The sequence below is a fragment of the Aliiglaciecola aliphaticivorans genome (genome assembly GCF_054782055.1).
In genome coordinates this window covers 90,589-110,009 of record NZ_BAAGTF010000029.1, presented here as the reverse complement: position 1 = coordinate 110,009, position 19,421 = coordinate 90,589, and the positions used below count along the sequence as shown (strand labels likewise).

The window sequence follows — 19,421 nt, the reverse complement described above, 5'->3', positions numbered from 1 at the left end:
TTTTGCAAATTAGACTAATGTATATGTCGCAATTTAGCGCCATAGACTAAAGTTGAATTCGTTTATTATTTTCGATGTTTTAAAGTATATGTCATTGAATTGTCAGAAACCTAGGTTAGTTTACATTTCGTAAATTAAGCGCGGTCACAATCAATATCAAGAATCTAATTTTAGAAATAACGCAGTTAGTTTTTCGGATTTTATTCATTTAATTTTGTATTAAAACAAAGTTTTTATCACTGTTTATTATTACGAACAGGTAGTTAGTCTTCTTTTAAAAAGTTTGATTTATTACAAACATTTGAATTTGTTAGAGTTTTATAAATGTTGTTTTTTTGAACACATTTGACTCTACTTTGTGTTTTAGAAGTGCTATGCTATTGGCCCCTAATTTCAGGGAAACCGTAATATTTTTAAAGGAATTGAAAATGTTAATTCTCTCTCTTATCTTCGTTAGTTTGGTCATTCTATTAGTCTTTTGCCTTGCTAAAGACACTGGCGAAAATACTGCGTTTGCCCGAAAAGATGCATCGGTGAATAGCCAGTATGAATCTATTGATGCGCCTCACGATGGAATGACGTCAACTAAAACATTAAACGCAAACTAAAATAAACTAATTTTAATATCATCATTTGCATCAAGCGCGGTCACATGAAACACCGCGTTTGATGTTCAGATATCGTAAACGTTTATGCTGTAGTCACCTTGGTGCATTGATGTAAATGCGTTACTGGTGCAGCCAATTTGCAAAATTCTTTAGTTGAGATACCTTTTACTTCATATACCATGTAGCGAATTGTAACCTGCCAATTTAAATAACATGCGAATTCCGAGAATTTATCACCCAGATTTACTCATAGTTGATCAGACAATTGATCTCACAACCGATGCTGCCAACCATATTGCTAACGTACTTCGCCTCAATGAAGGACACCCTTTAGTATTGTTTAACGGCGATGGTAATGAATATAGTGCCGAACTAGTCACTGCCAAAAAGCGTCAAGTGAGTGTATTAGTGGATGCAAAGTTATCGATTAACGTAGAGTCCAGCCTAAAAGTTCATCTTGGTCAAGGTGTATCCCGGGGCGATAGAATGGATTTGGCCATTCAAAAAGCGGTTGAATTAGGTGTTACCGAAATTACGCCACTTATCACTGAGCGATGTGGCGTTAAATTATCACCTGAACGCTGGCAGAAAAAGTGTCAACAATGGCAAAAACTCATTATTTCAGCTTGTGAGCAGTGTGGCAGGAACCAAATTCCAACGCTGCACCCTTGTACTTCTATTCATGAATGGACAAAACAATCCACCTCTGATCTTCGGTTAACATTACATCCTAAAGCAGAAAAGAGTATTAAACATCTCACGATCCCAGCCAGTGGTGTTAGATTGCTTATTGGTCCTGAAGGTGGTTTTAGTGAGCCAGAAGTGTATGCCACTGAACAAGTTGGATTTCAAACTGTACAAATGGGTCCCCGGATATTACGAACTGAAACTGCGGCCATTGCAGCAATAGCAGCGTTGCAAGCTATACATGGTGATTTGTAGACAAGAAATTTTGCGTAGACATGGGCTATTTTCGTGCTACATTGAGGTGTAGTGGGCGCAATAAATCATCAACTTGGCTACCCAAACCATGAAATCTCTTAATGCCATGAATACTCAAGGTAAGAACAATTACACGCATCTTAAACGCCATAATGCCATTGAATCTGGTCGTATAAACGCACTGTCCATGTTAGTAAATGGGGAACCGCTAGAAATTGTTTTAAGGGAGATTATTGCTAGCCTTGAATCGGCAACCTCGGGGCTAAAGTGTTCAATAAACTTGATGGATAAAACAGGCTTTGCCCTCAGCCCTTTTGTATCCCCAAGCCTTCCAACACTCCTTTTGGATGCATTACAAAATCAAAGAGTGATTCCCCCCTCTACCACCTGTGCATTTGCAATTGCTAACAGAGAACTCACCGTAACTGAAGATATTACTCAAGACCCCCATTGGCACAAAATACGCGATACAGCATTAGCATGCGGTATACGCGCTTGTTGGTCGCAGCCAATAATTTCGCCAAGTAGTGAGGTGTTAGGCACCTTTTCCATGTATTTATCCACTTGTGGAGCTCCTGAGCAAGACGATATTGATTCGTTGATCTACGAATCTCAAATTGTGTCGATTATTCTTGAACGGGCGAACAATATTCAACAACTGGAAGAAACAAATGCTGAGCTGGAAAGACGTGTAGAAGCACGCACCGAGGAGTTGACCAATGCCAATCAAATGTTGAAAAAGGCGTTAGAACAGCGCAACGAAGTGCAAAACCAATTGGTAGAATTAGAAAACATGGCGGCTCTGGGAACCATGATGTCAAGTTTAACTCATGAAATTAACACCCCAACAGGTGTTGCCATAACGGCGACTTCTTATTTACGAAGTATTCTCAGCACAACCACTCAATCCTTTAAAGAAGGTCAACTTAAACGTTCACAGTTAACGTCATTTTTTAACAAAACCAAAGAAAGTGTCGATATTATTGAACGCAATTTAGTTCGCTCTACCCAGCTAATAAAAACCTTCAAACAACTTTCTTTAGATCAACACAGTCAAGAAGTGCGAAAAATTAATCTCATGAGTTATGTAAATGAGGTTTTATTGACATTGAAACCAAGATTGAAACGTTCTAAACAACAGTTTTGTTTCGACATAGATCCTGATTTAGAGGTGTATAGTAACCTCGGCGTGCTGAGTCAACTAATAATTAATTTAATTATGAATTCGGTTCAGCATGCCTTTGAATTAAATCAAATTGGTCATATCTTTTTCAAAATAAGAATCGACGAAAAAATTGCTGACCACCCGTTGTTAAAGATTATTTATAAGGATAATGGCCGTGGCATGTCTGAGCATACACTGGAAAATTTATACAAACCATTTTTTACCAGTGCACGACAAAACGGCGGTTCGGGGTTAGGCATGCATATTTGTTACGACATTGTGGTCAAAGTATTGGCCGGACATATTGAATGTAAATCAAAAATAGGAAAAGGTGTCGAGTTTACCGTTGTTTTTCCTGTCGCTTTAGATGAACCCGAGCTCGATAGCTTTTAGCACAGCACGAGTGCGATCTCGTACTCCAAGTTTTTCTAATACGTTTGAGACTTGATTCTTAACTGTTCCTTCCGATTTAAATACGACTTCGGATATTTCACGATTACTGCATCCCGCTGCGATTAAACGTAATATTTCAACTTCCTTGGCACTTAGAGGGATGGGGATATCGGAGCTTTCAAACGTGCTCTGCTTATCTTGCAAAGTTTTGACCACACGCTGGGTAATACTAGGTTGAATTAAGGTCTCTCCCGCATGTACTTTAGCAATGGCATCAACTAAGGTTTCTAAAGACACATCCTTCAATAAAAAGCCCTTTGCTCCGGCCTGAATGGCTTGAATAACAAGTTGATGATCATCAAAAGTTGTCAACATAATAACCGGTGGGTTCTTAACCTCGTTACATTGATTAAGGGCCTCCACCGCTTCAATCCCATTCATTACTGGCATGCGAATATCCATTAATACAACATCTGGTTTTTGCGTTGAAATCACTTCCAATGCACTTTTTCCTTCAGCGGCTTCTGCAACAATGTTGATTTCAGGGGCTAAAGATAACAAGCTTTTTATCCCTTCCCGAACCAAGGTTTGATCGTCAACGACCATGACATTAATACTCATGTTAACTCCGGTAATGTAATTTGGGTATGAAACCCTATGGGGGTTAGTTTGGCATCAAGCGTACCCCCTAAGTGAGCGACTCTTTCTCGCATACCAGTCAACCCATTGCCTTCTTGAATGTCATTTTGTTTAACTCGACTCCCGTCGTCCTGCATTCGAAGCAATATAGAATCATCTTTATGGCTAAGCTGAATATTGAAATTTTTGGCATGGCTATGCCGTAAAGTATTGGTCACAGATTCTTGGACACAACGGAGTATCGTTTCAGCTACATCCACATCTGAGATAGTTAAATTTGTTTCAATATTGAGAGAAATACGTAAATTAGGCACATTGTCCAACAATGCATGCAGCGCTTGATTCAATTCAATATGAGACTTTTCCCGAATTTCAGAGACAGCTTCGCGTACATCACTTAATAATAACTTTGCTAAATCATGACATTGTTGAATTTGAGACTGCACTTCTCCATCGGAAATCCGCGACGCTACCTGCAAATTAATGGTTAAAGCCGTTAAATGATGCCCCAATAAATCATGTATGTTACGCGCAATTCTGACTCTTTCGGCTTGCTTAGATGCTTCCCCCAATAAAGTTTGTGTGGCCATTAGTTCGCGATTAAGCTCCATCGCCTGCTCGGTTGCACGCTTTTCTTTAATATTTGCGTTCACCATCACAAGGGCAAAAATATTGAATGTCCAAAATAGTAGCGTGGATATTATTGCAGAATCTATTTGCCAATAAAAATGCATAACCAGCCAAAATGGTGCTGTCCATATGGGAGAGGAAAAAAGTGTTTGTTTAAATGGCATGAAATAAGGTAATTGGGCACTCCAAATGGTGACAAGAATCGCCAGAAAGGTGAAAGGAGTAAGGAAGCCTAAAATCATAATAGCTGCATATTGAATGGCAATAAATATCAGTCGGGTTTGCAAGTTATTGCGATATTCGTGATCTGATATGACAAGCAAAAAGAACACAATGTAAACGAGCAAAGCACATCCGGCCGCAGCTACTTTTTGCCCAGAGTAGCTATCTGAGCTCACCATCAAAGACAACGCTATGGCGCTCACTACCGCCCAGGGGAAAATAGCTGAGAGATTTTCTTTTCTAAACAAGCTTTTCACATATTGCATTTAAGACCCAAGATAAAATTGACCATATGCCAGCAACTGACACTGCGAGAAGATCAAGTATGAACAATTTTAGAATTGAACGCTATAGGCCAAAAGTCACGTTTTATATAGTGACTTTTGGCACTAAACATTATCTCTAGAATACTTAAACTGGACTCAAATCACAGCGATAAACTTAATTATTTTTTGAATTTAAGATAGTGAATTATTGGAGAGAAAAATGACAATCTTGCTTGCTAGTTTATTTATTGCACCATTTATTATAGGAACCTTGGCTTTTATTCTATTCTGGCTCCCGTTCAAAGCCCAAAAAGGTAAGCTCAAGCATAAAAAGCTTGGTGGTTATTTTGCTGCAACCATATACTCGCTAGTCTGTTCGGTTGCTCTCATGGCATTTATGACTTTATACTTTCCTATGCTGGTTGATGAAAAAATACTATCAATGACCATCGAACCGCAACGTTTCATTGTAAGTTTACAAATCATTTTTAGCATTTTAAGTATGCTAATGGGTATTATTATACTGGTTTTTTCCATGAAGCGAATACATAGTCTGAAGCCAACAATCACCAAGCATCGAAACTCAGCAATCACATTAGGCATTATTGCTCTTACCGTTCTTACTGCCTTTGGCGGCGGAAAGTTGTTTGCAAACCTTGGCGACGCACAAATTATATTCTGGTTCGCTCCTGGTATAATCGGCGGTGTAGCAATATTTTTAATTTCTAAAGTTTATGCCTCTAAGGGGGCGTTAAAAAATTAACTCTCGCTTTGCTGTAAATGTTGGTCACGGTATTCTTTGGGTGTTTGATCAAAGTGTTTGCGAAACACCGCGTACATATATTGCAATGACGGATAACCACACATCAAGGCTATCTCAGATGTTTGGTTATCACTAGAGGTAAGCATACTGCACGCTTTTGAGAGTTTCTCATTGTGAATCTCATTATGAATGCTGTGTCCTCTCTCTTCATAAAAGCGGGACTCAAGGTTGGAACGAGAAATCCCAACATAATCTAATACTTGCTCTACTTTTATGCCTTTACAGGCATTTTGACGAATAAAATGCATGGCCTGAATCACATGGGGGTCTTTTAAAGCTTTAAAGTCTGTTGATTGTCGTTGCGCAACGCCAATGGGCGGAACTGTCACAATTTTATTTTTTAGATTGGGGTTTTCAAGCCGGCGATGGAGTAACTTGGCAGCTTGAAAACCCATATCGAAACCACCTTGGGTTACTGAACTTAAACTTATCCGGCTTAAATTTCGGGCAATATCGTCATCATCAATACCGACAATAGAAATTTGATCAGGTACTAGTTTACCTGTGTGATCACAGGCTTGCAGCAAATGACGAGCTCGGGCATCGGTAACAGAAATAACTCCAACGGGGTTTGGCAAACTTTGCAACCAATCGGACAATCGATTCATTGAATATTGCCAAGTTTCAGGACGTGTTGGATGGCCTCGGTACACGGCACAATCGTAGCCATCTTCTTTACATAGTTTGATAATCGCTTTTTCACGCTCGGTGGCCCAGCGATGATTTTCATCTGGTGGAAATCCATAAAAAGCGAAACGTTCTAAGCCTTTCTGTTTGAGATGTTCGTAAGCGCATTTCACTACCGCCAAATTGTCGGTGGCCACATAGGGAACATTGGGGTAGTCATCCAGATTTTCATAAGATCCTCCTACGCCAATAACGGGAAGGTCAATATTTTCGACTGCATGTTGAATAGATGGCGAGTCAAAGTCAGCAATGATGCCATCTCCAACCCAATCATTAATGTTATCTATTCGGGCTAAAAAGTCTTCTTCTAAATACACATCCCAATCGACTTTAGAAGATTGTAAATAGTGCCCAATACCTTCAATTACTTGCCGATCATAAACTTTGTTTGCATTGAAAAGTAACGAAATACTGTGTTTTGCCTTGAACATGCAACACCTCATAGACACTTTTGTGTAATTACGTTTTTGTTAAGTGGGCGTATAGTAATACCAAATTTAGTAAAAAGAACCTAGACAAGAAATTACGAAATTTAATAATTAAATAACATAATTGATACAAAACGCCCTCTCGTAAAAGATGCACAGACATTTTTCACAGACTGAGAGCAACATGTACCTTGGCGTTGATTTAGGCACTTCCGGCATAAAAATTATAGTAATGGACGAGGCTGGCAATATTGTAGACAGCGAAACAGAGGCCCTGCAGGTTTCTCGTCCAAACCCACTTTGGTCAGAACAAGATCCGCAGCACTGGTGGGCCGCATGTGACACTGTGATGCAAAAACTGGCCAAGCGAAACCAGATGCAGCAAGTTAAAAGTATTGGTTTATCGGGGCAAATGCACGGTGCGACCCTGTTAGACAGCGAAAATAACGTTATTCGCCCCGCCATTTTATGGAATGACGGACGCAGCCAAGCCCAATGCGAAGAACTGGAACAAAAAGTAGCAAATTGTCACCAAATTACCGGTAATTTAGTGATGCCCGGCTTTACCGCGCCCAAAGTACTATGGGTAAAACAAAATGAACCTGATAACTTTGCAAAAATTGCCAAGGTGCTGTTACCCAAAGACTATTTTCGCTTCCTATTAACTGGCAGTTTTGCCACCGACATGTCAGACGCAGCGGGTACCATGTGGCTAGATGTTGAAGCTCGAGACTGGCACAGTGATATGTTATCGGCATGCGGCTTAACCAAAGAGCATATGCCGACGTTATTGGAAGGTAACGAAATAAGTGGTCAGCTAGATGAACATTTAGCTAAGCGTTGGAATATGCAATCAGTGCCCGTTATTGCTGGCGGTGGCGATAATGCTGCCGGCGCAATTGGCGTGGGGTTAGTTAGCCCCGGCCAAGCCATGATTTCATTAGGTACTTCAGGTGTTTATTTTCTCGTTTCTGAGGGGTTTAAAGCCAACCCTCAAAAGGCAGTGCACAGCTTTTGTCACGCAGTCCCCAATACTTGGCATTTAATGTCAGTAATGTTGAGCGCAGCGAATTGTTTACAATGGTTTGCCGAAGACGTAGTAAAGTCGAACGTTTCCGATCTTTTAGAAGAATTAGCATCCAAATCCGCCACTTTGGATATCAAGCAAGCTCCTATTTTTCTTCCCTATTTAAGCGGAGAAAGAACGCCCCACAACAACCCTCATGCCCAGGGTAACTTTTTTGGGATAACCAATGAAAGTGATCAAGCTTGTTTTACCCATGCCATTATGGAGGGCGTCAGTTTTGCGTTCGCCGATGGCCTAGATGCTGTCCACGACTCAGGTGCTCAGGCCAATGAGATCACATTAATTGGCGGTGGCGCCAAAAGCCCCTATTGGCGCCAATTGCTAGCCGATGTTTTAAATACAAAAATTACCTTTCGCAAAGGCGGCGACGTGGGTCCAGCTTTAGGTGCAGCAAGACTCGCCAAAATGGCCATCCACAGTGAACTCACCTTAGATGATGTGTGTCCGGAACCTGAGATTGTAGAAATTCATTACCCGAATTCTCACAAGGTGGCCATTTATAGATCTCGCCGAGACAAATTCAAGAAGTTATACCCAGCGATAAAGGAGCTATTTTAAATCTGTTCGTGCATTAGGCTTGTTCAACTGACATTGAACAAAAAGCACAAGAGTCTAAGCACAAAACGTAATTGTTAGCTTGGCAATAAACACTCACTATTCATTTTATATTTACAGCAATCATTCATTTGTAGCAGGAGACCAAGATGTCCCAATATTTCGAAAACATTGAAAAAATCCAATATGAAGGAGTGGATTCAGATAATCCATTGGCGTTTCATCATTACAACCCAGAGCAAATCATTTTAGGAAAAAGCATGAAAGAGCACCTGCGTTTTGCAGCGTGTTACTGGCATAACTTTTGTTGGGATGGGGCTGATGTATTTGGTCAAGGCACCTTTGGTCGTCCATGGTTGAAACCCGGTGATCCTATGCAACGGGCAAAACAAAAAGCGGATGTGGCGTTTGAGTTTTTTAATAAATTAAACATCCCGTTTTATTGCTTCCACGATGTAGACGTTTCCCCAGAAGGTAACTCAATCAAAGAATACACTGAAAATTTTGCGCAGATGGTTGATGTGTTAGAAGCCAAACAAGAAGAGTCTGGGGTGAAGCTACTTTGGGGTACTGCCAACTTGTTTAGTAACCCAAGATATGCTGCCGGTGGTGCGACTAACCCCAATCCAGAGGTGTTTTCTTACGGCGCTACCCAAGTATTTCATGCAATGAATGCAACCAAACGCCTTGGTGGTGAAAATTATGTCTTATGGGGAGGTCGTGAGGGCTATGAAACCCTATTGAATACTGATTTGCGTCAAGAACGAGAGCAACTAGCTCGCTTTATGCAAATGGTTGTTGAGCACAAACATAAAATTGGATTTAAAGGCACCTTGCTGATTGAACCTAAGCCTCAGGAACCCACCAAACATCAGTACGATTATGACAGTGCCACTGTATATGGTTTCTTAAAACAGTACGGTTTAGAGCAAGAGTTTAAAATGAATATTGAAGCCAACCATGCAACTTTGGCTGGCCACTCGTTCCACCATGAAATTGCGACCGCTGTATCTTTAGGTATCTTTGGAAGCATAGATGCAAACCGCGGTGATGCGCAAAACGGATGGGATACCGATCAGTTCCCAAATGCAGTGGAAGAATTGTCACTCATTATGTATGAGGTACTCAAGGCTGGGGGCTTTACCACAGGCGGTCTAAACTTCGATACCAAGCTACGTAGACAAAGTTCTGATCCTACGGATTTATTCCATGGACATATAGGTGGTATGGATCATATGGCCCTAGGTTTGAAAAAAGCCGCAGAGATCATTAACAATGATTTCTTGGCAGCTAAAGTAAAAGAGCGCTATGCCGGTTGGAACAAAGACCTGGGTAAAGGCATTATCAGCGGTGAACATTCGTTGCAATCTTTAGCCAAGTTTACGCTAGATAACTCCCTTGCACCAAAACACGTTAGCGGACAGCAAGAGTTATTAGAAAATAAAGTGAACCGCGTACTTTATGGTTAATTAGTAGGGTTTAAACTACTTTAAATTAAAGATTAAAAAAGGCCTCTATATTCGAGGCCTTCTTTATGTCTGAAAAGTACTTTAAGCAATATTTCGTTTATTGTTCATTGGACTCGGGCCAATTTATTTACGGATACCTTTACCGCTATAAGCCCAGTACATTCCACCAAACAAATGTTCCAGAAAGGCAGTGTTTTCGTAAACAGCAGGCAAATGACCTAAACCGGTATAAAAAGCACGACCTCCGTGGATTTCCTGATACCAGGCAACGGGATGAAACTCCCCCATTCCTTTACCTTTTACCTGTCCCCAATCTGCTTCTGGAGCATAAGTTGACTCGTCTATACTTAGAATATAATTTAAGTTAGAACTTAACTCTGGACCATATTGATACCATTCATCTGTCCATAAGGATACGTCAGGTAACTTTTCCGTTCCTGGGAAGGAGCGATCAATGACTGATAACTCTGCAGTTTGAATAAGCGGATGAATAACAAATTGCCTACCAACTAATTGTCCATACCACGGCCAATCATATTCTGTATCGCTTGCACTATGTACACCTACAAAGCCTTTACCAGACTCGATAAATTGTTCAAATGCTTGTTGCTGGGACGGATTCAAAATATCCCCAGTGGTAAGCAAAAACATCACAACATCATACTTAGCAAGATTTTTTTGATTAAATACATTCGCATCTTCCTGCCAATCCATTGAAAAATGGTGTTTTTCAGACATCTTTTTTAGTGCACTTATTGCTTGGTTCACTGAAGTATGATGAAAACCCGCCGTCTTGGTAAACACCAAAACGTTAAATTGTTTGGCTTCTACCGACAGGCTTAATAGTAAGGTTGCTACTAGCACTGTGACTATGCCTAAGCAATTTTTAGTGGCCATATTGTCTCTCTCCTCTTAACCTTATAAAAATCAAAAAAAGGCAATCCCATTGCCTTTTTCCAATATAAACTTGAACTTATCCAATCATATCTTCTAATTCAGTGCCTCTGGTTTCATGTACTAATTTAACCACGAACAGCACAGACAACAGCGCGCAAACTGCATAGAACCCGTATGCGCCAGCTAAGCCAATGCTAGTCAACATAATTGGGAAGGTCATGGTAATCGCAAAGTTAGCCCCCCACTGAAATAATCCAGCCACCGCCAAACCAGAACCACGAATTTGATTTGGAAACATTTCTCCTAACATTACCCACATTACTGGTCCCCAGGAAAGATTAAAGAAAAAAACATATGCATTGGCAGAGACCAACGCCAGCGTTCCTAAACTTCCTAAATCCAAATTCCCTTTGGCATCAAAATCAGCCGTTGCGAAACAAAAGACCATTAGACCTAAGGTCAAGGTCATTCCTATCGAGCCTAGGGTTAGTAAAGGCTTACGCCCAATTTTATCAATTAACAACATGGTTATTATGCAGGCAGCAATACTCACTGCACCGCTGATAATGTTAATCAGCAAAGCGTCTGATTCAGAAAATCCAACCGCTTGCCAAAGCACCGCACCGTAGTAAAAAACGACATTGATACCAACTAACTGTTGGAATATGGCCAAACCGATTCCTACCCATACAATTTTTCTTACTTTCCCAGAGCTTTTATCCATCAAGTCGGATAATTTAGGTTGATGATCACCTGCTAAAGACCCCTCAATTTCAGCTAACTTTTGTTCTCCAGCCTTTTGCCCATATAACCTAACGAGCACCACTTTGGCGGTGGTTAATTTCTTTTTAATGACTAGAAAACGGGGACTTTCTGGGATAAGTAATAAACTTAACAAAAATAGACATGCAGGCACTAATTCAATCCAGAACATCCACCGCCATGCACTAAAACCCAACCATAAATCAGATGTGGATACACCAGCTAAATCCGCAAGTAAGTAGTTACTTACGAATGCAGCAAACAAGCCACTGATAATAGCGACCTGTTGAATCGTTGTTAGCATGCCACGGAATCTTGCAGGGGCAATTTCGCTTATGTATGCAGGAGCCATAACCGATGCGGCTCCAACGGCTATTCCGCCGAGAATGCGATAAATAATAAACTCGCCAGAGCTATCAGCGATACCCGATCCCCAAGCACTAATAATAAAAAATATGGCGGCCAAAATTAAAATCGTTTTTCGGCCAAATAAGTCCGCTAGTCGGCCGGCGCAAAATGCGCCTATTGCACATCCCAACAACATGCTGGCTACGTTAAAACCCGTACCAACACTGTCTGAGTTAAATGCGTTTTGTAAACCATCTACGGTGCCATTAATCACACCGCTATCAAAACCAAATAAAAATCCGCCTAGGGTTGCAACGCAGCTCACCATAACGATGAACAACATATTTTCTTTTTCTTGTATCAACTCAGATTCCTTTTTATTTTAATTTTTAACCGAAAACCAAAAACGATCCCTTTGTCTTTCAATCGGTTAACACTGTTAAATAATTGTTAATCGATAGAATATAGAGAACACTGGTAATTTGGAAACAAAAACGAATTAAAATAAAACCATTAGAAGATTAGTGAATGACATTGAGTTTCAATGTTTTAATAATGTCTTTAAATAGATGACTAAAAGATGGAAGGACTCAGACAATAGGCAGGGTAGTGGTATATTTAATTTGTTCCATAGAAAAACTAGAAGTGACATCGGACAAATCAATTCCCGATACCAATTTTTTGTAAAACACATCAAAGGCTTTTAAATCAGTGACCATCACTTTAAGCATATAATCATATTCACCACTCATACGGTAAAATTCAATCACTTCTTCTAAATTTCTGGCGTGAGCGGCAAACATCTTAAACCATTTATCGTCATGTTTACCTGCTTTCACTTGCACAAACGCCGTCACATTTAATCCGACTTTTTCACTGCTCAACAACGCCACTCGTCTGCTAATGATCCCTTCTTTTTCAAGAAGTTGAATCCGTCTCCAACAAGGAGTGTTACTCAATCCCACCTGCTCTGCAATTTGACTTACCGAAAGTGTTACGTCTTTTTGCATTAATCGTAAAATAGCCTTATCAATAGAATCCAAAATACAAAAACCCAATACAATTAGAATGTAATTCTAATATAAAGCAAAAACATAAAACAGTTTAGAATTTTTTACTTTTTTTCTATGGCAGAATTATAAAAAACAACAATGGACAACAAGGTTATGCTAGCAAGACAAAATACCATTCAACCGCAAATCGGTCTAAACGAAAAAATACATGACAATATTACCCAAACAATTGGAAACACCCCTTTGGTGAGATTGTCTCGAATGATCGAAAATACTGAACTTGAGTGTGATCTTGTAGCCAAAGTAGAATACTTTAACCCTGCCGGTTCGGTAAAAGATCGCCCAGCTTTAGCCATGATAGATGCATTAATGGCCTCAGATGAATTTACCTCTGACACCCATATCATAGAAGCAACTTCGGGTAACAATGGTGTAGCTTGCGCGTGGATATGTGCAATAAGACAAATTCCATTGACCATTGTTATTCCAGAACACATGTCGATTGAGCGCAGAAAGTTAATCCGTCTATATGGTGCCAATGTTATTACCACACCCAAAGCGTTAGGCACGAAAGGTGCAATTGATCACGCTGCACTATTAGTCAGCCAGCAACCCAATGCCGTTTCGTTGAACCAATTTTCTAATCTCGCTAACGTGGACACCCACTTTAATTCCACTGCACAGGAAATATGGCGGGACTGCGATGGTAATCTAGATATATTTGTAGCAGGTGTTGGTACCGGTGGGACTATTACCGGAATCGCTAAGGCCCTTAAACAACTGAATCCCAGTATCCAAATTGTTGCCGTCGAGCCCAGTGCTTGCCCTGTGTTGAGCGAGGGAAAAAGTGGTGTGCATAAAATTCAAGGGCTTAGTTCGGGTCATGTGCCAGACATTTTAGACGTGAGTGTCATTGATAGCATTGAAACCGTTAGTGACGATGATGCCGTAGAATATGCAAGAATGTTAGCCAGAATTGAAGGTATTCCAGTGGGTATATCATCAGGAGCGGCGTTGTGTGCAAGTATGCGTTTAGCGACTTCAGCAGAAAATAAAGGGAAACGAATTGTAACCTTATTTGCGGATACAGCGGAACGCTATTTCAGCACGGATTTGTTTTCTCACTGCCAATAGTTTAAGTCTGTTTTACAGGTTTACTAATAGTCACGAATTACTCCAGGCAGCCTGTTGCTGTGCAGAATTTAGCGTCTTTTAATGAAGTTAGCTAATTTTTGCATGGGCTTTCCCTTGAAATTTTTAGTCGCAGCACAAGATCTTAGGTATGATGAATTAATATCAATCAACAAGGATCAATATTGGCTATTAAACTCGGGATCGTCATGGATCCGATAGAAAGCATAAATATCAAGAAAGACACCAGCTTTGCAATGTTATTGGATGCTCAGCAGCGTGGTTATGACATTACTTATATGGAAATGTCTGACCTATATATTGATAACGGTGTTCCTATGGCGCAAATGCGTCCTTTAAACGTTATCAAAGATCCACAAAAGTGGTTTGAGCTAGGCGAAGCAAAAAACGGCAACTTGGCAGAGCTTGATGTTATTTTGATGCGCAAAGATCCTCCGTTTGACAGTGAGTTTTTATACGCCACTCACATATTTTCATTAGCCGAGCAAGGGGGAACGCTCGTTGTAAATCGTTCCTCGAGTTTGCGTGATTTTAATGAAAAATTATTTACTTCTTGGTTTCCCGATTTAATTCCAGATACCCTAGTCACCCGTAATTCAGCCTTGATTCGCGAATTTCACAAAAAGCACCAAGACATTATTTGTAAACCCTTAGATGGGATGGGCGGAACATCCATATTTCGTGTCACGCCAGAGGGTACAAACTTAGGTGTGATCATGGAGACCTTAACGGATAACGGTACTACCTATGCAATGTTTCAACGTTACATGCCGGAAATTAAAGACGGTGACAAACGAATTCTGATCATTGATGGACAAGTCGTACCTTATTGCCTTGCCCGTTTGCCCAGCAAGGGGGAAACCCGTGGAAACTTAGCGGCAGGTGGTACAGGAAGAGCCCAGCCCTTATCTGATTCAGATAGACAAATCGCAGAGAAAATTGCGCCACTATTAGTGGAAAAAGGTCTGATTTTTGTTGGTTTAGATGTTATTGGTGACAGAATTACCGAAATTAATGTGACCAGCCCTACCTGTGTACAAGAAATTGAAGCCGCATATGACGTTAATATCACAGGTATGTTATTTGATGCCATTGAGAAACGTTTAGGTGATAGAAATGCAAAGCTTTGAACATCATTTATTAGTTGCCATGCCAAGTTTAGATGATCCCTATTTTGCCCGCTCCTTGACCTATATTTGTGAGCATAATGACAAAGGCGCTATGGGTCTTGTGATCAATCAACCCATTGGAATGAGTTTACAAGAATTGATCAACCAGGCGGATAAAGATGCCATTGTATTAGAGGAAAAAGCCAATGAAATTGTCTTAGCTGGCGGTCCCGTTAGCCAAGATAGAGGCTTTATTTTACACACAACTCAACCTGGCTGGAGCTCAAGCTTACAACTCACGTCTGAAATAATGATCACCACCTCTAAAGATATATTATCTGCCCTGGGTAACGAGCAAGCACCGGCGAAATCCTTAGTAACACTTGGCTATGCAGGCTGGTCTGCAGGGCAGCTTGAAGAGGAAGTGCAAAACAACTCGTGGCTAATAGTAGAAGCAGATGAGGAATTATTGTTTGATGTTCCTATCCATAAAAAATGGGAAGAGGCTGTGCGTCGACTTGGTATTGACGTTTGGCAACTAGGTCCAGATGCTGGACATGCTTAAAAAGGTTTGTGAACTATGACAATTGGGTCTAGAACCTTTTTGGGGTTTGATTTTGGTACTAAAAGTATTGGTGTTGCTATTGGTCAAGAAATTACTGGCACAGCTTCGCCATTGGACGCGATTCAAGCTCGCGATGGTATTCCAGATTGGGAGCTGGTTAAAAAAGTATACGAGCAATGGCAACCCCAGTTAGTGGTAGTGGGCTTACCCCTAAATATGGATGGCAGTAAACAGGAGATGACCTTTAAAGCACAAAAGTTTGCCAATAGATTACATGCTAAATTTAAAGTCCCAGTGCAAACCCTTGACGAACGCTTAACCACAGTGGATGCCAAAGCGCGACTTTTTGAGATGGGGGGATTTAAAAAGCTGACGAAAGGTAAAGTGGATAGCGCCTCAGCTTGCTTAATATTAGAAAGCTTTATGGCGCAGTAATATCAAAGTTCGTTGGCAGTAGTACTTGCACTATTGCCACAGTTCCAACATAGGGCGAAACTTCCTTCATTTTCTTCTTGGCATTGATTACACACCCAGCGAGCAGTATTTTCAGGAACAAGATTAAATTGGGCAATTAGTTGCGTCGCTTTATCGTACCAAGTCTCATCCGTTAGCCACACTTCAGGCATAGCATCTAATGGCGACAATTCACCAATTGCTCCAATCGCGAACTCGTTTTTGATAAAGTTTGGGATCTGATTATCATCTAGTAATTGCTTAATTTGATAAATTCGAAAGCGCTCATTATGCCAATAAATTTTCTTCATTGGGGCTAATCCATATCAATTGAAACATTAGACAATGAACCTAAGCTCGTGCCCTCTTCTGTATCCAATTTAATCATTAAGCGAAGATCATTGGGGGAATCCGCATGATGGATAGCTTGTTCCATGCTAATGCGCTCTTGTTTGTATAATTCGTACAAAGCCATGTCGAAGCTTTGCATCCCCATTTCTTTACCTTTTTTCATGGCTTCTTTAAGGGAACCAATTTCATTACGCTGAATTAAATCTGTCACTAAAGGTGAGTTGAGTAAAATTTCGATGGCCGCTACACGTCCTTTTCCATCAATGGTAGGTACCAGTTGTTGTGCAACAATAGCGCGTAAATTTAAGCTCAAGTCAAAGCGCAATTTTTCATGCTGCTCAGGTGGTGCCAGGTGCATAATCCGCTCTATCGCCTGATTGGCGTTGTTGGCGTGCAAGGTTGCCACACACAAATGACCTGTATCAGCAAAGGACATTGCATATTCCATGGTTTCCATAGAACGTATCTCACCAATTAAAATCACATCCGGAGCCTGCCGCAACGAACTTTTAAGGGCATCGTCAAAGGAGCGAGTGTCTATGCCCACTTCCCGTTGTGTAACCACACAGCCTGCGTGTTCGTGTACAAATTCAATGGGATCCTCTATGGTCAGAATATGGCCCCGAGAATTTTGATTTCGATGGCCCATCAAAGCAGCCAAAGAAGTAGATTTCCCCGTACCAGTGGCACCCACAAACAGAAGTAATCCACGTTTAGACATAATCACGTCTTTAAGTATCTCTGGTAAGCCCAGATCATCGGCTTTGGGAATTTGCGTAACAATCCGACGCACTACCATGCCAGCCATATCTCGTTGCCAAAATGCACTACAACGAAAACGCCCTATACCATCTCTGGCAATAGCGAAATTGCACTCTTTGCTGTTGCTGAATTCATCTTGTTGTTTTTCACTCATCACGTTATTGACTAACGCGAGTGCAGCTTCTTCTGTTAGACGCTCATCATTGAGTGGCGTCATTTGTCCATTTATTTTGGCACTAATGGGAAAACCCACGGTAATAAACAAGTCTGACGCACCTTGCTCTGCCATTTTTCTTAAGTAAGGATTCAGATCCATTGGATACTCCTAGAAACCAATTTTAGGTTGTTTATCCACTGACTTAGCCGCTGCGTCTTGAGCGGTAATCACACCTTGCGCAACTAACCGCTGTAAACATTGAACCATAGTTTGCATGCCGTGGGCTTGGCCAGTTTGGATGACAGAATACATTTGTGGCACTTTATCTTCGCGAATTAAATTACGAATCGCTGGGATACCTATCATAATCTCATGGGCAGCAATACGCCCTCCCCCCACTTTTTTCAACAAGGTTTGAGAAATAACGGCACGCAATGACTCTGAAAGCATGGAACGCACCATTGACTTCTCTTCTGCTGGAAATACATCGATGATTCTATCAATGGTTTTAGGGGCGGAGTTGGTATGCAAGGTAGCAAACACTAAATGGCCTGTTTCAGCCGCAGAAATCGCCAAACGAATTGTCTCTAAATCACGTAATTCGCCCACCAGAATAGCATCGGGATCTTCCCGCAACGCAGAACGAAGGGCATTGTTAAAACTATGGGTGTCACGATGCACTTCACGCTGGTTAAGTACGCAAAGTTTATTCTCATGCACAAATTCAATGGGGTCTTCAATGGTCAGTATGTGTTCCCGTTTACTGGTATTAATGTGATCGATCATCGCCGCCAAGGTGGTACTTTTACCTGAGCCGGTAGCACCTGTGACTAATACAATACCCGTGGGTTGGTTAATGATATCTTTAAAAATAGCTGGTGCACCTAAATCGTCTAAGGTCAGTACTTTACTGGGAATGGTTCGCAGAACAGCAGCTGCACCTCTATTTTGCATAAATGCATTAACCCGGAATCGAGATAAATCTTTCACCTCAAATGAAAAGTCCACTTCGAGGTTTTCTTCGTATTCTTTGCGCTGCTTATCATTCATGATTTCGTATACCAGCGCGTGAACTTGCTTATGATCCAATTCCGGCACATTTAGACGACGGATTTCGCCATCAACGCGAATAATCGGAGGTAAACCCGCTGATAGATGTAAATCTGATGCATTATTCTTAACACTAAAAGCTAAAAGTTCGGTAATATCCAAAATATGATTCTCCGTCTAAACAATGGCACATGGAAACAATAGCAGAACGTCTCAAAAGCGCACACAAAAGCCTATCGCTGGCAGTAAATAAAGCTAATCGTGCGCCAAATTCAGTCCAATTACTAGCAGTGAGTAAAACAAAACCGGTATCTGATATCGTCCTTGCGTATGAAGCTGGACACCGATCATTTGGTGAAAACTATGTGCAAGAGGGTGTCGAAAAAGTTCAGGAATTGCAAGAACTTAAAGATATTGAATGGCACTTTATTGGGCCCTTACAGTCGAATAAAACTAAGCTGGTTGCAGAACACTTTGATTGGGTACAGAGTGTCGATAGGGAAAAAATTGCCACGCGCCTGAATAATCATCGCACTCCTCATAAGAAGCTGAATGTGCTTATTCAAGTAAATATTAATGCAGAACACAGCAAAGCTGGGGTTTTAGCCAATGAAGTTGAGACACTGGCTGCGCTTATTGCTACACTACCTAACTTAACGCTTAGGGGATTAATGACAATTCCTAAAGCTTCACAATCTGCGCAAGAATTGGTTAACACCTATCAACACATGCACCAACTTTTCGTCGACTTGCAACAAACTTATGAATCAGTTGACACGTTATCTATGGGCATGAGTGCAGATATTGAACCAGCAGTGCTATGTGGAAGCACAATGGTACGGGTAGGAACAGCCATTTTTGGTGCCCGCAATTACACAAACTAAGAGA

The 19,421-nt window shown here is 40.9% G+C and carries 20 protein-coding genes; 11 read left to right on the top strand and 9 right to left on the bottom strand.

Going from position 1 to position 19,421, the window contains the following annotated elements:
• Positions 1 to 428 precede the first annotated feature (428 nt).
• The 3 genes from ACYVIL_RS15455 (at position 429) to ACYVIL_RS15445 (ending at position 3,108) form a co-directional block, all read left to right on the top strand.
• Positions 429 to 608 carry a hypothetical protein gene (locus tag ACYVIL_RS15455; RefSeq protein WP_303472474.1) on the top strand — a complete coding sequence of 60 codons (180 nt, stop codon included), beginning with the start codon at positions 429 to 431 and terminating at the stop codon, positions 606 to 608.
• A gap of 213 nt (positions 609 to 821) precedes the next feature.
• The gene (locus ACYVIL_RS15450) at positions 822 to 1,550 is read left to right on the top strand and encodes a 16S rRNA (uracil(1498)-N(3))-methyltransferase (RefSeq protein ID WP_303472476.1); all 729 of its coding nucleotides are present in this window, start codon (positions 822 to 824) and stop codon (positions 1,548 to 1,550) included.
• A gap of 88 nt (positions 1,551 to 1,638) precedes the next feature.
• Complete coding sequence (locus ACYVIL_RS15445; RefSeq protein ID WP_460313302.1) at positions 1,639 to 3,108, top strand: ATP-binding protein; 1,470 nt, start codon at positions 1,639 to 1,641, stop codon at positions 3,106 to 3,108.
• Here the strand turns inward: ACYVIL_RS15445 and ACYVIL_RS15440 are convergent.
• Positions 3,079 to 3,729, bottom strand: a complete 651-nt coding sequence (locus ACYVIL_RS15440; RefSeq protein WP_460313300.1) for a response regulator transcription factor — start codon at positions 3,727 to 3,729, stop codon at positions 3,079 to 3,081. The two genes, ACYVIL_RS15445 and ACYVIL_RS15440, sit on opposite strands and share 30 nt — an antisense overlap.
• Positions 3,726 to 4,865: a sensor histidine kinase gene (locus tag ACYVIL_RS15435; RefSeq protein ID WP_460313298.1), complete on the bottom strand. Its 1,140-nt coding sequence runs from the start codon at positions 4,863 to 4,865 to the stop codon at positions 3,726 to 3,728. The genes ACYVIL_RS15440 and ACYVIL_RS15435 overlap by 4 nt, the downstream gene beginning before the upstream one ends.
• Positions 4,866 to 5,085: 220 nt before the next feature.
• On the opposite strand from ACYVIL_RS15435, the gene ACYVIL_RS15430 reads away from it, so the two are divergent.
• Positions 5,086 to 5,628, top strand: coding sequence for a hypothetical protein (locus ACYVIL_RS15430; RefSeq protein ID WP_460313296.1), 543 nt, complete (start codon positions 5,086 to 5,088; stop codon positions 5,626 to 5,628).
• Here ACYVIL_RS15430 and ACYVIL_RS15425 read toward each other — a convergent pair.
• Entirely contained in the window at positions 5,625 to 6,806 is a 1,182-nt protein-coding gene (locus ACYVIL_RS15425) for a XylR family transcriptional regulator (protein WP_303472486.1), read from the bottom strand. The genes ACYVIL_RS15430 and ACYVIL_RS15425 overlap by 4 nt on opposite strands.
• A 181-nt stretch (positions 6,807 to 6,987) precedes the next feature.
• On the opposite strand from ACYVIL_RS15425, the gene xylB reads away from it, so the two are divergent.
• Together xylB and xylA are read left to right on the top strand one after the other, a co-directional pair.
• The gene (gene xylB, locus ACYVIL_RS15420) at positions 6,988 to 8,448 is read left to right on the top strand and encodes a xylulokinase (RefSeq protein WP_460313294.1); all 1,461 of its coding nucleotides are present in this window, start codon (positions 6,988 to 6,990) and stop codon (positions 8,446 to 8,448) included.
• 146 nt (positions 8,449 to 8,594) lie between these two features.
• Entirely contained in the window at positions 8,595 to 9,914 is a 1,320-nt protein-coding gene (xylA, locus tag ACYVIL_RS15415; protein ID WP_303472490.1) for a xylose isomerase, read from the top strand.
• Between the two features lie 123 nt (positions 9,915 to 10,037).
• Here the strand turns inward: xylA and ACYVIL_RS15410 are convergent, their stop codons facing one another.
• The 3 genes from ACYVIL_RS15410 to ACYVIL_RS15400 all read right to left on the bottom strand — a co-directional run bounded on the left by ACYVIL_RS15410 (position 10,038) and on the right by ACYVIL_RS15400 (position 12,964).
• Entirely contained in the window at positions 10,038 to 10,811 is a 774-nt protein-coding gene (locus ACYVIL_RS15410) for a ThuA domain-containing protein (protein WP_460313292.1), read from the bottom strand.
• A gap of 76 nt (positions 10,812 to 10,887) precedes the next feature.
• Positions 10,888 to 12,264, bottom strand: a complete 1,377-nt coding sequence (locus ACYVIL_RS15405) for a sugar porter family MFS transporter (RefSeq protein ID WP_460313355.1) — start codon at positions 12,262 to 12,264, stop codon at positions 10,888 to 10,890.
• 247 nt (positions 12,265 to 12,511) lie between these two features.
• Positions 12,512 to 12,964, bottom strand: a complete 453-nt coding sequence (locus ACYVIL_RS15400) for an Lrp/AsnC family transcriptional regulator (protein WP_303472493.1) — start codon at positions 12,962 to 12,964, stop codon at positions 12,512 to 12,514.
• 123 nt (positions 12,965 to 13,087) lie between these two features.
• Here ACYVIL_RS15400 and cysK point away from each other — a divergent pair, with 123 nt between their 5' ends.
• The 4 genes from cysK to ruvX all read left to right on the top strand — a co-directional run bounded on the left by cysK (position 13,088) and on the right by ruvX (position 16,195).
• Complete coding sequence (gene cysK, locus ACYVIL_RS15395; RefSeq protein WP_303472496.1) at positions 13,088 to 14,068, top strand: cysteine synthase A; 981 nt, start codon at positions 13,088 to 13,090, stop codon at positions 14,066 to 14,068.
• A 182-nt stretch (positions 14,069 to 14,250) separates the two neighbouring features.
• Positions 14,251 to 15,216 (top strand): glutathione synthase, encoded by a 966-nt coding sequence (gshB, locus tag ACYVIL_RS15390; RefSeq protein ID WP_460313289.1) that lies wholly within the window; start codon positions 14,251 to 14,253, stop codon positions 15,214 to 15,216.
• Entirely contained in the window at positions 15,203 to 15,760 is a 558-nt protein-coding gene (locus ACYVIL_RS15385; protein ID WP_303472500.1) for a YqgE/AlgH family protein, read from the top strand. The genes gshB and ACYVIL_RS15385 overlap by 14 nt, the downstream gene beginning before the upstream one ends.
• A 15-nt stretch (positions 15,761 to 15,775) precedes the next feature.
• Complete coding sequence (gene ruvX, locus ACYVIL_RS15380) at positions 15,776 to 16,195, top strand: Holliday junction resolvase RuvX (RefSeq protein WP_303472502.1); 420 nt, start codon at positions 15,776 to 15,778, stop codon at positions 16,193 to 16,195.
• Between the two features lie 2 nt (positions 16,196 to 16,197).
• On the opposite strand, the gene ACYVIL_RS15375 is transcribed toward ruvX, so the two are convergent.
• Genes ACYVIL_RS15375 through ACYVIL_RS15365 form a run of 3 tightly spaced genes read right to left on the bottom strand, consistent with a single transcriptional unit; the run spans position 16,198 to position 18,695 of the window.
• On the bottom strand, positions 16,198 to 16,524 hold the full coding sequence (locus ACYVIL_RS15375; protein ID WP_303472504.1) for a putative signal transducing protein: 327 nt from the start codon (positions 16,522 to 16,524) through the stop codon (positions 16,198 to 16,200).
• Positions 16,525 to 16,529: 5 nt separating this feature from the next.
• Positions 16,530 to 17,642, bottom strand: coding sequence for a PilT/PilU family type 4a pilus ATPase (locus tag ACYVIL_RS15370; protein WP_460313286.1), 1,113 nt, complete (start codon positions 17,640 to 17,642; stop codon positions 16,530 to 16,532).
• Between the two features lie 9 nt (positions 17,643 to 17,651).
• Positions 17,652 to 18,695: a type IV pilus twitching motility protein PilT gene (locus ACYVIL_RS15365; RefSeq protein ID WP_460313284.1), complete on the bottom strand. Its 1,044-nt coding sequence runs from the start codon at positions 18,693 to 18,695 to the stop codon at positions 17,652 to 17,654.
• A 29-nt stretch (positions 18,696 to 18,724) separates the two neighbouring features.
• Between ACYVIL_RS15365 and ACYVIL_RS15360 the strand changes: the two genes are divergently transcribed.
• Positions 18,725 to 19,417, top strand: coding sequence for a YggS family pyridoxal phosphate-dependent enzyme (locus ACYVIL_RS15360; protein ID WP_303472510.1), 693 nt, complete (start codon positions 18,725 to 18,727; stop codon positions 19,415 to 19,417).
• Positions 19,418 to 19,421 lie beyond the last annotated feature (4 nt).

Bases quoted from the DNA above. Each gene is read 5' to 3' on its own strand.
- ACYVIL_RS15455 (WP_303472474.1), top strand. From the start codon at position 429: ATGTTAATTCTCTCTCTTATCTTCGTTAGTTTGGTCATTCTATTAGTC.
- ACYVIL_RS15450 (WP_303472476.1), top strand. From the start codon at position 822: ATGCGAATTCCGAGAATTTATCACCCAGATTTACTCATAGTTGATCAG.
- ACYVIL_RS15445 (WP_460313302.1), top strand. From the start codon at position 1,639: ATGAAATCTCTTAATGCCATGAATACTCAAGGTAAGAACAATTACACG.
- ACYVIL_RS15440 (WP_460313300.1), bottom strand. From the start codon at position 3,729: ATGAGTATTAATGTCATGGTCGTTGACGATCAAACCTTGGTTCGGGAA.
- ACYVIL_RS15435 (WP_460313298.1), bottom strand. From the start codon at position 4,865: ATGCAATATGTGAAAAGCTTGTTTAGAAAAGAAAATCTCTCAGCTATT.
- ACYVIL_RS15430 (WP_460313296.1), top strand. From the start codon at position 5,086: ATGACAATCTTGCTTGCTAGTTTATTTATTGCACCATTTATTATAGGA.
- ACYVIL_RS15425 (WP_303472486.1), bottom strand. From the start codon at position 6,806: ATGTTCAAGGCAAAACACAGTATTTCGTTACTTTTCAATGCAAACAAA.
- xylB (WP_460313294.1), top strand. From the start codon at position 6,988: ATGTACCTTGGCGTTGATTTAGGCACTTCCGGCATAAAAATTATAGTA.
- xylA (WP_303472490.1), top strand. From the start codon at position 8,595: ATGTCCCAATATTTCGAAAACATTGAAAAAATCCAATATGAAGGAGTG.
- ACYVIL_RS15410 (WP_460313292.1), bottom strand. From the start codon at position 10,811: ATGGCCACTAAAAATTGCTTAGGCATAGTCACAGTGCTAGTAGCAACC.
- ACYVIL_RS15405 (WP_460313355.1), bottom strand. From the start codon at position 12,264: ATGTTGTTCATCGTTATGGTGAGCTGCGTTGCAACCCTAGGCGGATTT.
- cysK (WP_303472496.1), top strand. From the start codon at position 13,088: ATGCTAGCAAGACAAAATACCATTCAACCGCAAATCGGTCTAAACGAA.
- ACYVIL_RS15385 (WP_303472500.1), top strand. From the start codon at position 15,203: ATGCAAAGCTTTGAACATCATTTATTAGTTGCCATGCCAAGTTTAGAT.
- ruvX (WP_303472502.1), top strand. From the start codon at position 15,776: ATGACAATTGGGTCTAGAACCTTTTTGGGGTTTGATTTTGGTACTAAA.
- ACYVIL_RS15375 (WP_303472504.1), bottom strand. From the start codon at position 16,524: ATGAAGAAAATTTATTGGCATAATGAGCGCTTTCGAATTTATCAAATT.
- ACYVIL_RS15370 (WP_460313286.1), bottom strand. From the start codon at position 17,642: ATGGATCTGAATCCTTACTTAAGAAAAATGGCAGAGCAAGGTGCGTCA.
- ACYVIL_RS15360 (WP_303472510.1), top strand. From the start codon at position 18,725: ATGGAAACAATAGCAGAACGTCTCAAAAGCGCACACAAAAGCCTATCG.